We start from the raw sequence: 19,373 nt of genomic DNA, 5'->3' as shown, positions 1-19,373 counted from the left end.
CCAACCTCCCTCAGCCTAAGCCTTCGCGCTTGGGCTGAAGTGCTTTAAAGATTGAAATATTAAGGTGACCATCATGACTGATAGCCGACTTGAAAACACCCCTAACTTACATTCAGTGTTCTACCCAATGACCAACGTGATTCAAAACTACGCATGGGGCAGCACCACATCATTCAACCAACTGTTCGATATAGATAACGCGAAATCTGAACCACAAGCCGAACTCTGGATGGGTGCACACCCAAACGGTTGTTCAATGGTTGAAACGGAAGGCGTAACCACACAGCTGTCGCAACTGATTAACTCCAACCGCGACGCATTTCTTGGTGCCCACATTGCCAATCATTTTGGTGAGTTACCCTATCTCTTTAAGGTCCTTGCCGCTGAAAAAGCCCTATCGATTCAAGTTCACCCAAACAAATACCAAGCCGAAACGGGTTATGCACGAGAAGAGCAGCAAGGTATTCCGCTATCGGCTAGCGAGCGTAATTATAAAGATCCAAACCATAAACCTGAGCTTGTTTATGCCCTTACTCGTTACCAAGCGATGAATGGTTTCCGCTCCATCTCTGACATTATTGCCAACTTTACTCAGCTTGATATCGCCGAAATCAAACCATTATTGAACGCGCTTATCGTAAGCCAAAACTCTAACGGCTTACGTCATTTCTTCTCTGGTTTACTTTCTCTTGAAGGGGAAGCTAAAGAGATGGCTTTATCCGTCCTGCTTGCGCAAGCCAATATTTCTACTGATCCTTTGATGGCACTAATCCTTGAATTAGAAACTCAATACCCAGGCGATATTGGTCTATTTGCACCACTACTGCTTAATGTCATCACACTTGAACCAGGCCAAGCGATGTTCCTAGATGCAGAAACACCGCACGCTTACATCAAAGGTACGGGGCTTGAAATTATGGCGAATTCGGACAACGTACTGCGCGCAGGCCTTACACCGAAGCATATGGATATTGACGAACTGGCGGCTTGCACTATTTTCGAAGAGAAGCCATTTGATACCTTACTGCTTGAGCCAAACATAAATAGCGACATGCTGGAATATCCAATTCCTGTCGAGGACTTTAAGTTTGCAATCATCCCGACCTCTAACCAACGCAATGTGTGTGTGGATAGTGCTGAAATTCTATTGCCACTGGATGAAGCTATGACTTTAGAGCATGAAAATGGACAATCATGTGTGGTTGAAAAAGGCCAATCCGTCTTTGTTCCAGCGTTTGCACAAAACTACACGCTCACGTGTGCTGGGCGTGTCGCACGCGCCTATTGCTGATACGTTGTCGTACTCAATCTTCCTAGCCCTGCCCTGCAGGGCTTTTTCGTATATAGCCCTCTCTCAACTCTCAAAAAATAATGATGACCATCACACTCATGTTGGCTGGATACAAAAGTATAGTGGATGGATTTTTTTTGCTATTTCTCAAAACACTGTAATCGATTAATTTTATCTCAGAACATGAACACCCAGAGTTAAATATGATTACACAACTTACTAACGTTAATTTAATTAAACACGAACTGAAAGCTGAAAATAAACAACAAGTGTTTGAAGAATTGGCGCAAGCATTATTAGAAAACAACCGTATCAGCAATAAAGATGCGTTTCTTGCTGACATCGAAGCGCGTGAAGCAGTCAGCGTTACGTCTACTGATGGCATCGCCTACCCACATGCGAAAAGCAAAGCAGTTACCGAACCTGCAATCGCTGTTGGCGTAAAGCGTGAAGGTATCGAATACGGTGACGAAGACGGCATCAAACCAACAGTATTCTTTATGATTGCTTCACCAGACAACGGTGCTGACCATCATATTTATGTACTACAAGAACTATTCGGAAAATTCAGCGATGAATTTATCGAAGAAATTAACAATGCACAAAGTGAAGAACAAATTCTAAATATTTTAATCAATTCATAGGTGGAATAATTATGAGTACCCTAACAGCTCAAGCTACCAATAATAATAGTGATCTCAAAAAGACACTTAGCACTTTAAAGGGGCACCTACTTTTTGGTACCTCTCACATGTTACCTTTTATCGTTGCTGGTGGTGTTTTACTTGCTCTTGCAGTTATGGCTTCAGGTAAAGGCGCGGTTCCGGCTGACGGCCTTTTAGCTGACATCTCAAACATCGGTATTAAAGGTCTTGTTCTTTTCCCTATCATCCTAGGTGGTTTCATCGGTTACTCAATCGCTGACAAACCAGCACTTGCGCCAGCAATGATCTCTTCTGGCATCATGGCAGATATGGGCGGCGGCTTCCTTGGTTGTATCGTGGCAGGTTTCCTTGCGGGTGGTGTTGTTTACCAACTTAAGAAAATCCCACTGTCTCCAAACATGACTGCGCTTGGTGCGTACTTTATCTACCCTCTAATCGGTACTCTAGTTTCTGCTGGTATCGTTCTATGGGGTATCGGTGAGCCAATCAAACTGTTCATGACCTCTATGAACGAGTTCCTAGCTTCAATGGCTGGCGCATCTAAAGTGGTCCTAGGTACTATCCTTGGTGGTATGACTGCATTTGACATGGGTGGTCCTATCAACAAAGTAGCAACGCTATTTGCTCAAACTCAAGTTGATACTCAACCTTGGCTAATGGGTGGCGTTGGTATCGCAATTTGTACGCCTCCTCTAGGTATGGCTCTAGCAACTTTCCTATTCAAGAAAAAATTCACGAAAGAAGAGCAAGAAGCGGGTAAAGCGGCAGCAATCATGGGTTCTATCGGTATCTCTGAAGGTGCTATCCCATTCGCAGCAAACGACCCAATGCGCGTTCTTCCTTCAATCGTTGCTGGTGGTATCGTTGGCTGTGTGTTTGGCTTCCTAACTGACATCCTACTGCACGCACCTTGGGGCGGTCTAATTACAGCGCCTGTATCAAGCAACATTCCAATGTACGTAGTGGGTATCGCTCTAGGCTCTCTAACTACAGCTGTTATCGTAGGTTTCTGGAAACCAGTAGCTGAAGAACAAGTTGAAGCTGAAGAAGTTGAAACAGCACCAGTTCAAGCAGCAGCTGCAGCACCAGTAGCAGGCGAAGGTGAGTACGACGTAGTCGCTGTTACTTGTTGCCCATCAGGCGTAGCACACACTTTCATGGCAGCAAAAGCGCTTGAGAAAGCAGGTGCAGCTGCAGGTATCAAGATCAAAGTTGAAACTCAAGGTCAAAACGGCATCCAAAACCGCATTACTGACCTAGATGTAGCAAATGCGAAACTGGTTATCCTTGCTCATGACATTCAAGTAAAAGATGCACACCGCTTTGCGAATGCAAAAGTTGTTGAATGTTCGACTAAAGAAGCAATGAAGCAAGCAGCAACGCTAATTCAAGCATAATAATTACTGTAACAACGTCAGCCTAGCTAGGCACTAACAAAGCCGATACTTTCAAAGTATCGGCTTTTTGTTTTTGTATTCTGCAATAGAAGGCTAACTTATCTATCTGCGATGATCATCTCAGAAATCTAGCTCGAAACCAGACGGTATTTTGCTTAAGCTAGCCAAAACAAAAGATGTGAAATTCCGACTTAACGTATCAGCACTCAATGAATCACTCGCTTACTTTAGCCATTATCGATTTAATCGAAGAGCAATTACCGACCATTATTAGCATTGATGCTATTGCTCAACATTGTGGTTACAGCCGTTCTTATATTCAACGTCATTTCAAAACCGAAACGGGCTACTCGATTTCTAGCTATCAGCGTATGCGCAATGTCAGCTTGGCAGCGATGCGCCTTGCCGAAGGTAAGCTCCGAATTCTAGATATTGCCATTGAGCATGGATTCGAATCTCAAGAAGCATTTGCGCGCGCTTTTCGTCAGCAAACTTCAACGACCCCATCCAATCTATTTGGACATAAGACTTGGGCTGAAAGAGTCAATTTCGAGCGTATTGACAGCAAAAAGCTAGAGCAAATTCAACGCTGTTTGGCGTTACCGATAGAGGTCATCGAACATCCGGAAACACACTGGGGTTGCTTTGCTTTTACCGTTAATACCAGCCTACGTCAGATCGATGTCATTATTGAGGCCATTTCGAATGCACACCATCGACTCGCAAAACAAGAATACAGTCGCTCGCTTCGATTTGAACAAATGAGAATATTGGAGTTTAGAGAGCACAGTCAAAATGCCAACAGCACCTACCCCATGAGCTTAGCCTTTCCTTTTTTGCCGAGCGAGCCGATACCAAGCGATCTCCTTGAGGTACAATTGCCTGCTTGCAAAATGGCTCAAGTGATACTTCCTGACCCTAGTTACGTGCCAATGATTTTCCATCATTTTTATCATCGAGTCTTTGAAGAAAAAGAATGTTACTTAGGCGGGTGGCCTGCTCTTTGGCACTATGATGAACAAACTGGGGAGCTACACTTTGGTTGCCCTATTGAACCTATCAAAACATTGAGCAAGACCCTTTATGGGATTTGATTGATAAACAAAATATCGTCGACATCGATGTTAATATCAATATTGATTATCAACACACGATTGCGAAAACCAAACGAGCGGGCACTCGCCGTATATCGACGCTACTACAACAGCTATGCACTGCCCAACCAGTTATTGAGTCCATTGATTTGGCCTTTCACGCTCCCAGCATCACGCCAGATAGCCAATATCATTACTCTTTCATTCCTACATACTCGACAGACAAGCTCGAAGCAAAACACGTAAAAGGCTTGTTTCTCTCCACATACTGGAATGGAGAGTGTGCAATGCAGCTTGAAAATCAACTCGAGAAATTTTATCTGCGATTAGCACAACATAGTAAATACCAATATCGCGCATCACCAGAATTGATCCGCAACTTACGCTTCAACGGGGAATCCATTGAGTTTAATTTGCTCACTCCGGTTGAGAAGCGGGCTTTATCAAGACAAAAGTCGATTTGGACGGTTGAACAAGGTTAACAAGGAAACTGCCACTTCATATACTCAAGTGGCAGTACTTAGCGCTATAGATTCACCAATTGAATCACTTGATGCGCTTCGTTAGGGTGAGAGAATTGAATTTGTGCCATGGTTGGAGGCCCTTGCAGAGCGGGATTATTGGAATAACCAAAACCTTCCATAGGCATGCCACCAGCCCCCATGGTTAGCTGCTGATTGCCATCACTATCCTGAAAGGCAAATATGGCGTATTTTCCTTCAGGTAACGCCTTAAGTTGTATCCCTGCTTTTGCTTGTTCTACAGAATAACCATTAGCATGAATACTTGGCATGCCTGACAAGTTGTCACCTTCACCATAGACCAACAGTATCACCGGGCCCTCTCGTTCAATATTCACCATTTTAATCGTTAGTGGCGCTAACCCTTCTGCATCCGCAACCACTTTAGGAATCGGTTCAGGTCTAAATACCAACGACAACACTAACGCTGCGCTCACAGCTCCCCCGCCACCCAAACACCAACGCTTTACCGCTGACATTGGGTCAGAGCTTTCCTTAATCCAAGCAGGGATCCAGATAGACATTAAACAAATCAACACTAATGGTTCATAGTGAGTGGTGAGTCGTTGAGACCACAACATTGGCGCCATCAAATAGATGAGTACGGTATGCCACGCAAACACCTGGAGTGAATGTCGCCCGATATACGAAAGAGGTCTAAAAACCAGCCATGTTGGTCGATGTTTAATAAGCACAGCAATGAGATAGGTCCAAGTCACCACATTGAGAAAACGCAACCAGCCAAGTTCCGGTTTATCGGCTTGCGCATACAATACGCCTTGATGGATACCCCAAGATAAAAACGCACCGTGATGGGCCAAAAATACAACTAATGCGATACACCCAGCGGCGACCGTAAGTGGTTTCGAGTACCAGCTAAAGCCTTCTTGATTCGCTAAAAATCCTGCCGCCGATGCGCTAACAAACAACAATTGCCAAGCAAAGGGATCAAAATATCCTGTTTGCAGAGGTAACTCTGGGAATGCCGAGCCCAAGTAATTGCTCGTGATATACTCACTCGATAACCAGATTCCGACGCTGACTAGCAACACGATCAGCATCCAACCACGACGATATCCCGCAATCAAAGCCGGTAAAAGCAGCATATACATGATGTATAACGGTAAGATTTCTAGATAATTGGGTTTGTTGATCAGCAAGGCACTTAACACCGCTGAAGACCAAGGCGCGTGCGTAAAACTTGTTAAGTTAGGCTGTAACAACTTTTCTGCCGAAGGAAGATACGCACTACATAAGGCAAACCATGTAAATACCACCATTAAACATACGAGGTGATAGCGATATATACTTGCAGCGCGCCCCCAAGCTTTGCCGCGAACATCTGCATTGGTCAACGTTGGGCGGCTATAAATAGCGCCGGCTAAAAACCCCGAGACCAAAACAAAACATTCAGCTGCACCAAACTGCCCTAACGGCTGCAGACTAAACAGCTGAATCACCGAGTTACCACCACTTATCCAAACTAAGTGATTAATAGTCATCAAGACCAATAACAAACCTCGAATCGAGTCCAAGGCAGGTATACGTTTCATGTTAACGTCCTCATCACATCATCTTACAATCATTAAGTTCCAATCACGTCAATCCATGTGCTTTCACCAAGAAAACTCAACAAAATCAATTGACGAGTTATTGTGAGAAAATATCCAAGAGGGCTTCTGACCAATTGTGCTTCGATGTTGATCTATTTCGGATTTTTGATTGATTTGATGGTCTCAAATAAAACACACCTTAATAATTGCTTACCAAGGTGTGTTATCTCTCCCAAATGACTGACAGTCATTGCTCGACTAAGGCATTCGAGGACGTTTATCTTCAAATATTATTGGAAGATGCTTAACGGGAATAGTGACCACGTCGTGTCGATGAGCGTATTGGTGATACTTGTCCGCCAAATAGATGTATGCTGCACAAGCAAGTGCCAAGACAGTAAAAGTAAATAGTGCATGCATATTTAAAAACCATGCAAAGATGGCGGCCAGAAACGCGAAGAAGGTGACCATACGACTACTTGTCATCACCGTACCTAACTTTTTATTCATAACTCCTCCTTTATAAGAAAAAGCACGAACAAAACTGCAAGAGTTTAGTTAGTGGCAAATTAACGACCTATTAGAATTTGCATGATCATTATTACGCTTTGTAGCCATAAATCTTGGCTTAAAGTCTCATTTAGCAGCAAACATTGGTACTATTTTGAGTTATGAGACCACACCCACGATCACGCGAAAAATGATGTAACAACTTGCGGCACAGCTCATACGATGTAGATATCGGCAAAGAAGTAAATGGTCATCAACATGCTCGATAAAATGACAAAACTCCTAACGTAATTGGGATTAATTTGTCGCGATACTCTTGCGGCTAAATAGCCTCCAATTACGCTACCGACTAATACCGCAATGCCGGGCAACCAAGCAATCACGCCTTGATATACAAAAATGCAAATAGCGCTTAATGAGACGCAACTCGACACCAATAATTTCAAACCATTCATTTGATTGATGTCGGTATACTGCGCGAGAACCAAATAGCTGAGCACCACAATGCCAAGCCCTGCGTTAAAAAAACCGCCATACGCACTCACAATGAGTAAAATCACCCCTAACCAGGTCGACAATTTGGGAATTTTGGCTAAGTGAACGCTTAACTTTTCACCGAACACGAATAGAAAGGTCGCAAAAAGTAGTAACCAAGGAATGGTTTGAGTAAATACCTGCTCAGAAATGTTGAGAAGCAGCAGCGCGCCGACAGCGCCGCCAAGCAAACTTAAAAGCACAATCGACAAAATAACTTGAGGTTGCTTGGCTATGTCTTGACGAAACCCGTATGCCCCACTTAGATAACCAGCGCTGACGGCAAATGTATTGGTTGCATTGGCGGCAATGGGAGGAATACCGACAAACATTAATGCGGGAAAAGTAATAAAACTTCCGCCACCCGCCACACTATTCAATATACCACCGACAATGCCAGCAGCGACAAGCAACCACCAATCCATGTTCATTCCTTTGAAACCACGTTATAGTCCAACCAGATCACAGCGCAACCTTCGTATTGTCTGCAGCTCTCCAGAGTAACTCAATTTCAGAAGTTATCTATGGCACTTTGGTCCAAGTGTTTCATTTAAGGTCTTGCATCACATCCCGCCAATAATCCAACTCATTTTCTAAATGACGGTTCTGACTGGCACTCATTTGGTTAATGATGGCCACTAAATATTCTTCTCCTAGTTGACTGTTTTGCTCGACTAAAAGCTGGAGTTGTTGGGAGTAAAACTGTTGAGGGTTATATACAAAACTGTCTAACGCAGACTTAATTAACGCTTGATCAGAGCGCTTTTTCAAAAGCTGGTCGACCTCAATCCGCAACCGCGTTTGATAGTCAAACCATAGCGGTAAAGTAACGTTACGCTGTTGCGCCCAATCTGCCACCAAGACGGTTTGCTTCTCGTTCAACGGTCCCATCCATTTTTCGAGTGTTTCCGTCATTTTGGTTCGAAAACGCTGGCGAAATTGCTGCTCATCGTAATTTTGATAACGCTGTTTGCGCTTAACGTGCTTAACTCTCAAATAGTCCATAAATTGCTCTGCCTGATCATCATCAAGACGAGAAATCAATGTCACTATCTGGGTTGAAAAATACTCGTAGACTCGCACAGAGTGCTGCTGAAAACGTTGTTGTTGTTCGCGATAATCCGCGACAGAGAACGTTTTGGGATCAATTGAGTCAATATCATCAATATGATCGATGTAGAGGGGCAACTCGTTCGTGCGATGCCAAGGCACCGACATTCTCACTGTGTGTCGAAGGAATGCCCGTTGCGGATCATTAAGTTCGATATAATTGTCGAGATACTGCGCGGCAAACCAATCGCTATTGTCGTAAAGCCATTTGGAACCACAGCCTGTCAACACTAAAGCGAAGCAAATTGTGACTATCCAATGTCTCATATTGCTCTCCGTAAAAATCCGATACTTTCGCTATTAATAATAAGCAATTTTTTCCTTTGTGATCGTGGATCGTGCGGTAACTTCGCGACTAAGCTTTGACAATAAGCTCACAAAAATAGCTTTGACAATGCGTTCAATAGAGCTCAAATTGGACACAAGTTTTAACCGTATGCGAATCCCATTGCATGCTAGGAGAAAAATAATGAAGCGTTATTTAATGTTAGCTCTTGTCAGTACCGCTGTATTAGCAGGTTGCAGTAATCAAGCTGCACAAGAACATAATGATACAACCAAACCAGTCACAGCCCTATGCCAAACCAAAATGATGCCTGGTGGCTGGCAAGATTCAGGAATTACTCCTGACGTACAACAAGCCATCAACACGATGGTTGAACGAATGAATAACGCATCACCGGTGAAATCCGTGAATCGAGTAAGAACTCAGGTGGTTAATGGCATCAACTATGCGATTGAGATTCAGCTAGAAAATGGTCAATTTTGGCATGGCATCGTATACCGTAATATCCGCGGTGATTACCTAATCGATAGTGTCGCTAAACAAGGCAAGATGTGCCCTTAACGCCTACCTAAACAGCCAATGCCACTCTCGTGGTGTTGGCTTTTCCTTAAGTACTCCTCCCTTTCAAATAAACCAGATGCAATGAAATAGATTGACTATTTTTTTGACAACTTGCGTGATGTTGCTCACATTTAGTTAGTGATAAGGAAATTAATACCGCAACATTTTTACTTGCAGAGGGGTTATTCAATGAAAAAGTTTTTGTTGGCTTGTAGCGTCGGTTTAGTAGCATTTGCATCTCACGCTGCAGATATGAAAGAAAAGGAAACGATGGATAAAATGGACGCCGTCGAAAACAGTTGCAAAGCTCATCCTAAATACGCCACTTGGAAAGAAGCCAAAATAACGGCAGACATTCACCAAGCCTTGAACATTTTTAAACAAAACTTGCCAGCAAAATCAAAACTTAAACGAGTATCCGAAGTTCGTGTTCTTAACGAAGACGGTCGATACATTGCGTTTGAAGTCGAACTTGACAATGGCCAATACTGGAACGGCGTGATTCATCACAACCCTAGAGGCGATTACCTCGTTGACCGTGTTCTAGTCGAAGGAAAACTCTGCGGTTAAAGGCAAACTATCAAACAGCTCGGAACGCATGTCCGAGCTTTGATATCCAAAAAGCATGAACCATAACTCATCGCTCTTCAAATCATTACCTCATTAACAACCAAATTGACCACCAAAATTACGATCAAAAAATTGAGTACCTTAACATTTCTTAGCGTGACTATTTTTGAAGAACCTGATCACAAATATATTCGCCAATAGGAATGGAAGATGTTGCTGCCGGGCTGGGTGCATTACATACGTGCAAACTGCGAGGGCTAGATTTAAATAGGAAATCATGCACCAAAGTACCGTCGTTTAATACCGCTTGCGCCCCTAATGCCAGCCGGATAAGATCGTAAATCCTCTAGGCCAATCGCTGGACAATATTTATTCACCAATTTTAGATACCCAGGTTTCCACCAGGAATTACGCCATTCCCACACACCAGTTTTAAAATGCTTGGCGCTCACTTTCCAAAAGCCTTTAAACAACAGCATTTGTAGCGTATCCATTAAGCTGAAATTCAGCGTTGAATACCCTTCGCGCTTCCAACCCTGAACAGCGTTAGGACCGACCGTCACACTACCATCGATCATTCGCGTTAAGTGCACGCCTAAAAAAGGCAACTCAGGGTCAGGCACGGGGTAAATAAGATGTTTGACGACATGGTTATGTTCTTGTGCCAAACGGTAATATTCACCGCGATAGGGAATAATTTGGAAGTCGGTTTCAATATTAAGCATCTTAGTGACGCGGTCCGCCATTAAGCCACTGCACGTGATGAGATATTGACAGTTGAATTGTTGGGACAAGCCTTGCTTAATACAAGTTAGTTGTACTTCTTCCTTTGTTTCCTGCGCTTGGCTCAATTCCGTATTCAGAAAAATCTCGCCTCCGAGTGCAACAAACTGTTCCGCCATTTTTTGCGTCACCACTCGGTAATCAACAATGGCGGTGGCATCCACCCAAATGGCGCCTAGGCCAACAATATTTGGCTCCATTGCATTCAGTTGTTTGGTGTTTAATAAACTGACGCTGAGCTTATTTTCGATGCAGCGCTGATATAAAGCTTGCATCCTTTCTAACTCCAGCGGAGTCGTGGCAACAATCAGCTTGCCGCATTGTTCATAAGGGATCGAATGCTCTTGGCAAAACGTTTTAATGGCTTGTGAACCACGCTGACAAAAATCGGCTTTCAGAGAACCTGGCTGATAATACACTCCAGCATGAATCACTCCACTGTTGTGCCCAGTTTGATGAGCCGCCAACGATGACTCTTTTTCTATCAACAAAATACGCTTGTTGGGCTGTCGCTGCTTTAACTGCCAAGCAGTCGATACCCCAACAATTCCACCGCCAACCACAATAAAATCGTACATATACTCAACTAACCTCATGACGGGTGTTAAACGAGAATGACTTGGTGTGTAGACTGGTCGATGATTAGCACATGTAGGATCGAAGAATCGTTAACCAAGGATACAAAAAACGCTGCGAAAAGCAGCGTCTAATCAATTTAACTCACTTAGTGAATCGGGGTATCTGTTTTGCTATAAAACTTACCAAAGTATTGTTCCAATACTTCTGGCGTTAGCTCACCGGCTTCTTCTAAACGTTTTAATTCAGCAGCGATCGCTTTTTGTTCATCAATTGATGGTAACGCGACTTCTGGCTCATTAGCCATTTCTTGCGACATCTGCTCTAGTTCTTTCTCAAAATCACTCATGATAACGACTCATCGTAAAATAGTTCTACGCTAAGTTTACTGATTTCAGGCATCAGATTCTACTCCTCGAGCATTGACCATGCGCAATATGTTGGGATTGTTTTGTGGCACATATAAATCATTTCATCGAAAACTCAGTGTTCTTTGCAAACAAATAGAGTCTGGGACAACATTGATTCCAGATTCGGCTCTAGTGGATGTTTTTCGTACGCTTGTTGATGTTGTGCGTGTTTTTGGCAATTTTATGTAAAGAACACTAAGATTTCATCTTTTTAATAGTTGCTTAACATATGTTTTGTGATATCAATTTGCTCAAGTATTTCCGGTACATTCAAGATGCGTTTATTTCACTCTGAACCGCAATAAATGAATAGTATCGATGAGTCCGTTTACGAGGAGTAATACAAGCTAATGACGTCGACAACATTCTCACAATTGCAGACCTACCTTGAGAGCCAAGTGATCGGCCAACAAGAATTGGTAAAGCAGCTTCTTGTCGCACTACTCGCCGATGGCCACATTCTTGTAGAAGGACCTCCAGGACTAGCAAAAACGCGTGCCGTGAAATCGTTAGCTGACTGTATCGAAGGAGACTTCCACCGTGTGCAGTTCACTCCTGACCTTCTGCCAGCAGACTTAACCGGCACGGATATTTTCCGCCCTGAAACCGGCGATTTTCAATTCCAGGCGGGGCCAATCTTCAACTCTTTGATTTTGGCCGATGAGATCAACCGAGCACCAGCAAAAGTACAAGCGGCCATGCTTGAAGCGATGGCAGAAAAACAAATTACTGCAGGTCGCCAAACCTATAAGTTACCTGAACTGTTTTTAGTCATGGCAACGCAAAACCCAATTGAGCAAGAAGGGACTTACCCACTTCCTGAAGCTCAACTCGACCGCTTTTTATTGCATTTAAATGTTGATTACCCTGATGCGCAAAGTGAGCTTGCCATCTTACGTTTGAATCGAGGCGAAGCAAAAGGTGAATCTGCCTCAGACGTACCACGTTTGTCACAACAACTGGTTTTTGATGCGCGCCAAGAAGTACTCAACATCCATATGGCTGAAGGGATCGAGCAGTATATTATTCGTTTGATTATGGCTACCCGCGAACCAAGCAGCTATGACTCATTACTGGCGAGTTGGATTGAAATGGGCGTAAGCCCTCGTGCAACCATTGCTTTGGATCGCTGCGCCCGTGCTCATGCATGGCTATCTGGTCGAGATTTCGTATCACCAGAAGACGTACAAGCAATGATCTATCCTGTCTTGCGACATCGTCTACTGTTGACTTACCACGCGCAAGCAGAAGGTATTTCACCAAACCAAGTGATTGATAAATTATTATCATTAGTTGGTAGTGCGTGAGTTGAGCGCGATGCAAACCCAATTTTCTCCCTATTCAAATGGGGTCGATTTGACGCTTAATGAGTTGCTTTACTTTCGCAACCAAAGCGTGAAGTGGCTACCACCAGCAAAAGGACTTTGGTCACAACTATTAGGCGTGCACCAAAGTCGTCAGCTGGGCCGAGGAATGGATTTTAGTGAAGTCCGCCGCTACCAAGCAGGTGATGATATTCGTGCTATTGACTGGCGAGTGACCGCGCGCAGCGGTAAACCACACACCAAACTCTTCTCTGAAGAGCGTGAAAAGCCGCTCGTTTTGTACTTGGATCTTGGCCCAAGCATGCTATTTGGTTCTCAACTCATGCTCAAATCCGTTTTGATGGCTCATATGGCGAGCTTGATCGCATGGTTAACCATTAAACAGCAAGATCGCATTGGCGCTATCATCGATACCGGCTTTGAGCTGATTGAAATAAAGCCAACAGGCCGCAATAAAGGCCCGCTTGCCATTTTGCAACGTTTAGTGGATATGCACGCTGCACTAATTGATGCACCCCGCAGACCTAACCCTCATGGTTTTGCTCCGGCATTACAATCTTTACAACAGCTTGCGCCCAAAGGCAGCGAAATTGTGTTTATTAGCGATTTTATTCGCTTTCAAGACAAAGAGGAGTTGGCTTTAACCCGCCTACGTCAACACAATAGCGTGCGCTTTGTACAGATTTGCGATCCCCTCGAATCAGGCAACACCGCTTATCGTGGGAATGAAAAAGTATCCGATGGTTTTCGAACCCAATGGTTTGATTTCTCATCAAAACAGTCACGCCAAAACTAAAATTGGCATTTGACGATAAACAACAAGGCTTAAAAACGCTTGCACAAAAAACAGGGATTAGTTTTTGCGCCTTGAGTAGTGACCAACTGTTACTTAATCAAATTTCTGGATGAATGTATGACCAGTGTTAAGAATGAAGCTTTATTACCTTTAGAAGACATGACGTTACCGGGAGCACCAGATTGGTTCCCACTCGCCTGGGGATGGTGGGCATCACTTGCTATGGCCTTGTTAGTCATCGTGCTCGTTGTTTTGTCCATTCGTCGACATAAAAAACGTCTAGCGCCGAAAAAAACCGCACTAAATTTAATTAAAAAGGAAAAACCTGCCGCTGCATTAGAGTTGGTTCGACAAGTTTCTCTTTGCTATTACCCACGTGAACAGATCGCGCACTTAACCGGTAAAGATTGGTATGCATTTTTAGACTCTCAAATTACAGAGCCTGTCTTTGCAGCCAATTACGAACAGTGGCAATCCGTCCTTTACAGTAAACAACATATCGAAAACAGTGAAGAGCTTGTAAATCACTGTTATCAATGGGTAGACCAAGCTCTACCACCTAAAAAAAGGAGTCGTTAGTTGGCAAATTTTGAATTTGTCTGGTGGCCTGTTTTATTTCTACTGCCTCTTCCTCTGGCAGTCTATTTTCTGCTGCCACCAGCAAACTCATCAGCACCTCTTTTCCTACCTTATCTGCCAGAATCAAATTCTGCGCCAGCCAAAGGTAATCGAGCAATAAAACTGCTAGTGCTGATGATTTGGATCGCTTTGATCACCGCAGCAGCACGTCCAGTTTGGTATGGTGAACCTGTTGTACACCAACCTGAGCATCGCGACTTGATGCTGGTGGTTGACCTGTCTGGCTCGATGAGCCAAGAAGACATGTTACAAAATGGCGATTATGTCGACCGTTTGACCGCAGTAAAAAAAGTACTATCAGACTTTATCGAAAAACGTCAAGGTGATCGCCTTGGATTGGTTTTCTTTGCTGATCATGCCTATCTACAGACGCCCCTGACCTTAGACCGCAACACTATCAAAGCTCAATTGCAGCAGGTGGTATTGGACCTTATCGGTTCGAGTACCGCTATTGGTGAAGGGATAGGTCTTGCAACCAAAACCTTTGTCGACAGTGATGCCCCACAACGAGTAATGATTTTACTCAGTGACGGAAGCAACACTTCCGGCGTACTTGACCCGATTGAAGCCGCAAAGATTGCGAAAAAATACAATGCGACGATTTATACCGTCGGCGTCGGTGCTGGTGAGATGGAAGTGAAGCAATTCTTTTTCTCACGGAAGGTAAATACAGCGCGCGATCTGGATGAAGCAACGTTAAAGCAAATTGCCGAGATTACTGGCGGTAAATATTTTCGCGCTCGTAACACTCAAGATTTATCCGACATTTATGCCACGATAAACCAGCTTGAGCCAATTAGCCAAACCACTCAGACTTGGCGACCACAACAAGAGTGGTTTCGTTACCCGCTCTCTATCGCGTTTTTGTTTTCTTGCATTGTTATGTGGGTGAGACGTAATCATGTCTGATTTTATTTTCCTATATCCACAATGGTTGAGCTTAATTGTTCCCCTACTTCTGCTCACGGTTTGGCTTGCGAAACGCCAACGTCGGCACCAATTGGTCGCCTCTCATTTAGCGAGAGTAATGACCCCACAAGCCAGAAAATCCTCTGGTAACATTCTGTGGGCATTTGCGATCAGCGGCATACTGGCCATTATTGCACTTGCAGGACCGAGTTTTTCTTCAGACGAGCGCCCTAGCTACACCAATTCGAGCGCTCGAGTGTTAGTGATGGACATGTCACGCTCAATGTATGCTAACGACATTAAGCCTTCTCGATTGGCTCAAGCGCGTTATAAAGCTAATGACTTACTCAAACTTTGGTCAGATGGAGAAACCGGTCTCGTCGCCTACGCAGGTGATGCTTACCTTGTTAGCCCAATGACGAGTGATAGCCACACCTTGGTCAATTTAATTGCCAATTTGTCGCCAGAGATTATGCCTTATCAAGGGGCGAATGCCGTGGCCGCTGTCCGTCTCGCCATTGAAACCATGACTAACGCAGGCTTTGCCCAAGGTGATATTGTCTTGTTTAGTGATGATTTAGAACCTGCAGAACAGAGTGAAATTCAAGATCTCTTGGATCAAGGTGACTGGCGCTTAAGTATCTTAGCCATTGGTACACCAGCAGGTGCACCGATTCCGTTGCCAAATGGCACGCTGTTACAGTCACAAAACGGAACCACTGTCATCGCAAAAACACCATTTAAGCGCATGCAACAACTTGCCAATAACAATCAAGGATTGTTTGTGCCCGTCCAAGCAGATAACAGAGATATCGATGCTATCGCTAAGTTGACAAATCAGGTATCAAATACTGCTGCCAATCAAGCGAGTGAAAAAGTCAATGACCGTATTAATAGCGGCTATTGGCTGGTGATTTTGCTGTTACCCTTCGCACTTATGCTTTGTCGACGTGGTGTTGTGTTATCGATCGGCATAATGCTCACCATGGCGGCAACTCCTGAGCATGCCTTTGCCAATCCTTTCCTTACTCAAGATCAACAGGGTTATCAGCTCTATAAAGAGCAGCAATATCAAGCGGCAGCCAATTCGTTTGAAAACCCAAGTTGGAAAGGCATCGCGCAATATCAGGCAGGAGACTATAAAGCGGCCGTTGAGTCACTAAAACAGCGTAATGATATTGATAGCCAATATAACTTGGCTAACGCTCACGCTCAGCTTGGAGAATACGATAAAGCAGAGGCGCTATATCGCCAGGTGTTAAAAGAAAATCCAAACTACCAAAATGCCCAAAAGAACCTAGCTATCGTTGAGCAAGCACAGCAGCAACAGCAACAGCAACAGCAACAGCAACAGCAACAAAAGTCTGAACAATCGTCGCAATCAGAGCAAGAGAATAAGTCTCAGCAGTCTCAGCAGTCTCAGCAGTCTCAGCAGTCTCAGCAGTCTCAGCAGTCTCAGCAGTCTCAGCAGTCTCAGCAGTCTCAGCAGTCTCAGCAGTCTCAGCAGTCTCAGCAGTCTCAGCAGTCTCAGCAGTCTCAGCAGTCTCAGCAGTCTCAGCAGTCTCAGCAGTCTCAGCAGTCTCAGCAGTCTCAGCAGTCTCAGCAGTCTCAGCAGTCTCAGCAGTCTCAGCAGTCTCAGCAGTCTCAGCAGTCTCAGCAGTCTCAGCAGTCTCAGCAGTCTCCAGCAGTCTCATGAAAACGCCTCTGACCCCGTAGGTCAAGAGAGTAAGTCAAACAATGAACAACAAAATGAAGAAAATAAATCAGCGGTGAATCAAGCAACCTCCAGCTCTGATACTCCCGAATCAGATCCTGAATTTAGAAAACTCGAAAACGTCGAATCTGCGCGTGATCCAAGTAGACTGCTTCGCGCACAACTGATCCTCCAAGCTCGAGACAAACAACCACCACAAGAGTCGGCTAAACAATGGTAACGATTAAATCGCGTGTGCTACGCATCCTCACTCTTTTCTGTCTTGCGTTCTTTGTTGCGCCTAGCTTTGCTGCGTCTCTGACCGCGACGGTATCTAGTAATCAAGTGACACAAGCCGAAGTGTTCCAGCTGCGCGTAACTTATGATGATAAAGTTGACTCAGACAGTATCGATTTTAAAGCACTCGAGTCTGACTTTTTTATGGGTCAACCAAGTTTTGGCAGCTCACTTAATTTCATTAATGGCAAACGCAGTAGCAGCAGTGAATGGACGATTGCGTTAAAAGCGAAATCACTTGGAACGGCCACGATTCCTAGTTTTACTATCGATGGAAATCGCTCTGCGCCGATAACGATTCAAGTCACCCAAGATACTGATTTACCTGCGCCGGGTGATCTGGTTGAGTTACACAGCCAATTAGATAAAAATTCACTTTACCCTAACGAGACTACGCAACTAAAAACTCGATTGGTGATAAAAGCGGATGCGCGCAGATTACAAAATGTCAAAATCACCCCACCTTCGGCAATTGGCTTCTCAGTACAATTAGTCGGACAAGCCAATCAATACCAAACCATTATCAATGGGGTTGAAGCGACTGTCGTCGATCAGACCTTCAACGTGAAAGCAGAACAAGCGCCAAAACATGAGCTTAAGAGTATCGGCTTTGATGCGACTGTCGTGTTTGGTAGTAACCGAAGTGGTACAACCAAACTTCTACCCGTACAAATTGCACCCGAATCTTTAGCAATTACGGTAAAATCAAAACCAACTAACCTTGGTGCCGCTTGGCTACCAACCGCAAAATTAGAACTTGCACAAACCTGGCTTGATACACAAAACAACCCTATCGCCAATCTTAAACAGCAACATTCACTGACGTTAGGTGACTCATTAACTCGCGAGCTGACACTGACCATTCAAGGTCTGAATCCTGACTCGTTTCCAAAGCTCAATGTGACATACCCATCAGGGGTACGCCCTTATATTGAAAAACCACAATTTAAGACTCTGAATGATGGTTCTACACAAATGACCATTCGCCATGTATTGATCGCTCAACATGTTGGTCAAGTCGAGCTACCACCAATAACGATTGAATGGTTTGATACGGTAAATGAAGTCGTAAAAAAAGCCTCCGTTGATGGCCTATCGTTAGATGTACAAGCAGGAGACACGGTCCTTTCAAATCCTGTCATTACTGCACCAACAACGCCTCAACCGGTAACCCAAATTTCTGCGGGATTCTGGCCGTACCTTACAGCACTTTTTGCGGCCTTATGGGTAGCAACACTCGCTTGGCACTTACACAACAAGCGTCAGCCGAAAGTCACGATGCCCAACGTAACAAACTTGGATAGCACCGAAAGTTTTTGGCAGCAATAAAACCAATGATGTTGCGCGCACCATGCATCTTGCAAAGCAATGGTTAGCTGAAAATCGTATCAAAGATGACCATTTGGCTAAGCAAATCGAGGATGAATTACAACAGATGGCAAGCCAAAAATATCGCAGCGATTCAGCTACTGCACAGCCACTTTGGCAACCAGAGAAGCTACTTTCACTCGTTAAACAATTAAAGAAAACGAGTCAAACTGTTCAAAAAACGACTCAATTACCTAAACTTTAATCACATAACATGCTGTAACCGTAATATTTTTTGCATAAATACTAAGAATCAGCGAAGCTTTGCCGTTAATGAAAATATCTTTCGTTGATGGTTAGGATTATCTTCGCTGATGATTCTTCGGAGAGTGGCATGTCGGCAGTCAAAAAAGCAATTAGGCACTTACTATCAAATTCTCTATTTTGATGGAGAAAAGATGTGAGCTTAAAGTTTTTGCAGAAAGCAGAAAGAAGCTATCGAGATGTTAAAACAATATGGCTTCACTCCAAGCGATGTTTTTTCC

The 19,373-nt window shown here is 44.1% G+C and carries 18 protein-coding genes and 2 pseudogenes; 14 read left to right on the top strand and 6 right to left on the bottom strand.

The genetic code is table 11. From position 1 onward, the window contains the following. The first annotated feature begins 73 nt into the window (after positions 1 to 73). From manA to Vt282_RS15805, 5 genes are all read left to right on the top strand, one after another. Entirely contained in the window at positions 74 to 1,291 is a 1,218-nt protein-coding gene (gene manA, locus Vt282_RS15825) for a mannose-6-phosphate isomerase, class I (protein ID WP_162064006.1), read from the top strand. A 203-nt stretch (positions 1,292 to 1,494) separates the two neighbouring features. Then, a complete protein-coding gene (locus Vt282_RS15820) occupies positions 1,495 to 1,935 on the top strand; it encodes a PTS sugar transporter subunit IIA (protein WP_162048007.1) in 441 nt (146 codons plus the stop codon). Between the two features lie 11 nt (positions 1,936 to 1,946). After that, positions 1,947 to 3,353, top strand: a complete 1,407-nt coding sequence (locus Vt282_RS15815; RefSeq protein ID WP_162064005.1) for a fructose-specific PTS transporter subunit EIIC — start codon at positions 1,947 to 1,949, stop codon at positions 3,351 to 3,353. A gap of 209 nt (positions 3,354 to 3,562) precedes the next feature. Further along, complete coding sequence (locus tag Vt282_RS15810; protein WP_162064004.1) at positions 3,563 to 4,447, top strand: helix-turn-helix transcriptional regulator; 885 nt, start codon at positions 3,563 to 3,565, stop codon at positions 4,445 to 4,447. After that, complete coding sequence (locus tag Vt282_RS15805; RefSeq protein ID WP_162064003.1) at positions 4,444 to 4,929, top strand: hypothetical protein; 486 nt, start codon at positions 4,444 to 4,446, stop codon at positions 4,927 to 4,929. Before Vt282_RS15810 ends, Vt282_RS15805 begins: the two co-directional genes overlap by 4 nt. Before the next feature lie 44 nt (positions 4,930 to 4,973). Here Vt282_RS15805 and opgC read toward each other — a convergent pair whose 3' ends face one another. From opgC to Vt282_RS15785, 4 genes are all read right to left on the bottom strand, one after another. Then, positions 4,974 to 6,521: an OpgC domain-containing protein gene (opgC, locus tag Vt282_RS15800; protein WP_162064002.1), complete on the bottom strand. Its 1,548-nt coding sequence runs from the start codon at positions 6,519 to 6,521 to the stop codon at positions 4,974 to 4,976. A gap of 258 nt (positions 6,522 to 6,779) precedes the next feature. Next, a complete protein-coding gene (locus tag Vt282_RS15795) occupies positions 6,780 to 7,031 on the bottom strand; it encodes a hypothetical protein (protein ID WP_162063744.1) in 252 nt (83 codons plus the stop codon). 215 nt (positions 7,032 to 7,246) lie between these two features. After that, positions 7,247 to 7,996 carry a sulfite exporter TauE/SafE family protein gene (locus Vt282_RS15790; RefSeq protein WP_174855844.1) on the bottom strand — a complete coding sequence of 250 codons (750 nt, stop codon included), beginning with the start codon at positions 7,994 to 7,996 and terminating at the stop codon, positions 7,247 to 7,249. A gap of 115 nt (positions 7,997 to 8,111) precedes the next feature. Beyond that, on the bottom strand, positions 8,112 to 8,942 hold the full coding sequence (locus Vt282_RS15785) for a DUF6279 family lipoprotein (RefSeq protein ID WP_162064000.1): 831 nt from the start codon (positions 8,940 to 8,942) through the stop codon (positions 8,112 to 8,114). A gap of 202 nt (positions 8,943 to 9,144) precedes the next feature. Between Vt282_RS15785 and Vt282_RS15780 the strand changes: the two genes are divergently transcribed. Both Vt282_RS15780 and Vt282_RS15775 read left to right on the top strand, forming a co-directional pair. Beyond that, positions 9,145 to 9,522, top strand: coding sequence for a cystatin domain-containing protein (locus Vt282_RS15780; protein ID WP_162063999.1), 378 nt, complete (start codon positions 9,145 to 9,147; stop codon positions 9,520 to 9,522). Positions 9,523 to 9,711: 189 nt separating this feature from the next. Further along, positions 9,712 to 10,092 carry a hypothetical protein gene (locus tag Vt282_RS15775; RefSeq protein WP_162063998.1) on the top strand — a complete coding sequence of 127 codons (381 nt, stop codon included), beginning with the start codon at positions 9,712 to 9,714 and terminating at the stop codon, positions 10,090 to 10,092. A gap of 160 nt (positions 10,093 to 10,252) precedes the next feature. Here the strand turns inward: Vt282_RS15775 and lhgO are convergent. Then, a pseudogene (gene lhgO, locus Vt282_RS15770) lies at positions 10,253 to 11,453 on the bottom strand (L-2-hydroxyglutarate oxidase). 146 nt (positions 11,454 to 11,599) lie between these two features. Then, positions 11,600 to 11,800 carry a restriction endonuclease subunit S domain-containing protein gene (locus tag Vt282_RS15765; RefSeq protein WP_162047997.1) on the bottom strand — a complete coding sequence of 67 codons (201 nt, stop codon included), beginning with the start codon at positions 11,798 to 11,800 and terminating at the stop codon, positions 11,600 to 11,602. A gap of 411 nt (positions 11,801 to 12,211) precedes the next feature. Here Vt282_RS15765 and Vt282_RS15760 point away from each other — a divergent pair, with 411 nt between their 5' ends. The 7 genes and pseudogenes from Vt282_RS15760 to Vt282_RS15730 all read left to right on the top strand — a co-directional run bounded on the left by Vt282_RS15760 (position 12,212) and on the right by Vt282_RS15730 (position 19,093). Beyond that, positions 12,212 to 13,168 (top strand): AAA family ATPase, encoded by a 957-nt coding sequence (locus tag Vt282_RS15760; protein ID WP_162047996.1) that lies wholly within the window; start codon positions 12,212 to 12,214, stop codon positions 13,166 to 13,168. Positions 13,169 to 13,178: 10 nt separating this feature from the next. Then, positions 13,179 to 14,095, top strand: a pseudogene (locus Vt282_RS15755) (DUF58 domain-containing protein). 4 nt (positions 14,096 to 14,099) lie between these two features. After that, on the top strand, positions 14,100 to 14,561 hold the full coding sequence (locus Vt282_RS15750) for a DUF4381 domain-containing protein (protein WP_162063997.1): 462 nt from the start codon (positions 14,100 to 14,102) through the stop codon (positions 14,559 to 14,561). Next, complete coding sequence (locus Vt282_RS15745; protein ID WP_162063996.1) at positions 14,562 to 15,530, top strand: vWA domain-containing protein; 969 nt, start codon at positions 14,562 to 14,564, stop codon at positions 15,528 to 15,530. After that, complete coding sequence (locus Vt282_RS15740) at positions 15,523 to 17,226, top strand: vWA domain-containing protein (RefSeq protein WP_332057981.1); 1,704 nt, start codon at positions 15,523 to 15,525, stop codon at positions 17,224 to 17,226. The genes Vt282_RS15745 and Vt282_RS15740 overlap by 8 nt, the downstream gene beginning before the upstream one ends. A 231-nt stretch (positions 17,227 to 17,457) precedes the next feature. After that, a complete protein-coding gene (locus tag Vt282_RS15735) occupies positions 17,458 to 18,849 on the top strand; it encodes a BatD family protein (RefSeq protein ID WP_162063995.1) in 1,392 nt (463 codons plus the stop codon). Positions 18,850 to 18,871: 22 nt separating this feature from the next. Beyond that, positions 18,872 to 19,093: a hypothetical protein gene (locus Vt282_RS15730; protein ID WP_162063994.1), complete on the top strand. Its 222-nt coding sequence runs from the start codon at positions 18,872 to 18,874 to the stop codon at positions 19,091 to 19,093. The last annotated feature ends 280 nt before the right edge of the window (positions 19,094 to 19,373 follow it).

Source organism: Vibrio taketomensis (genome assembly GCF_009938165.1).
Lineage (GTDB): Bacteria > Pseudomonadota > Gammaproteobacteria > Enterobacterales > Vibrionaceae > Vibrio > Vibrio taketomensis.
This window is presented reverse-complemented; position numbering and strand designations above follow the sequence as displayed.